The organism is Stenotrophomonas maltophilia group sp. RNC7, from assembly GCF_030910085.1.
In the GTDB taxonomy this organism is placed as follows: domain Bacteria; phylum Pseudomonadota; class Gammaproteobacteria; order Xanthomonadales; family Xanthomonadaceae; genus Stenotrophomonas; species Stenotrophomonas sepilia.
In genome coordinates, this window is record NZ_JAVFVN010000625.1 from 1 (window position 1) to 453 (window position 453).

Consider the following 453-nt stretch of genomic DNA (forward strand, 5'->3'; position numbering starts at 1 on the left):
TCTTTTTAAACCCTTTTTAAAGCCTTTAACCTCATTTAACATAATTCTATTCGTTTCAAATAAAACTACAATCATGGAGCTTCAGAGAAGCGTAGGGCATATATCTATCTTTGGCTCGAACCCTAATTGTCTTTATAAACATACTCAATTCTTAAAAGGTCTTTTGTAGGTATTACTGTTCTAACTCTCTTAGAATCTAAATAGGAGAAATAGTCTTTGTCTATATCAAAATCTTCAAACTTGATATCCTTACCTTCACATGTCTTATCATCTTGTTTGTAAACTACTTTTATATGTTTTATATGTTTTACTAAGCCTTCCGAATGAACTGCATATATACCCCATATTATTGAAATATTGATCATGTATATAGATATAGCAGCAGATATAATGTTTGCTGCTGATATTCCTTGTGAAGTTGTAATTTCACTTGTATATAAATTAATAGCTGCT

The 453-nt window shown here is 29.6% G+C and carries 1 protein-coding gene; it reads right to left on the reverse strand.

All coding sequences use genetic code 11. The features are described from left to right. Positions 1-122: 122 nt before the first annotated feature. Positions 123-453 (reverse strand): hypothetical protein (locus RCF13_RS11980; protein ID WP_308141216.1); only part of this gene is annotated, 331 nt, incomplete at its 5' end.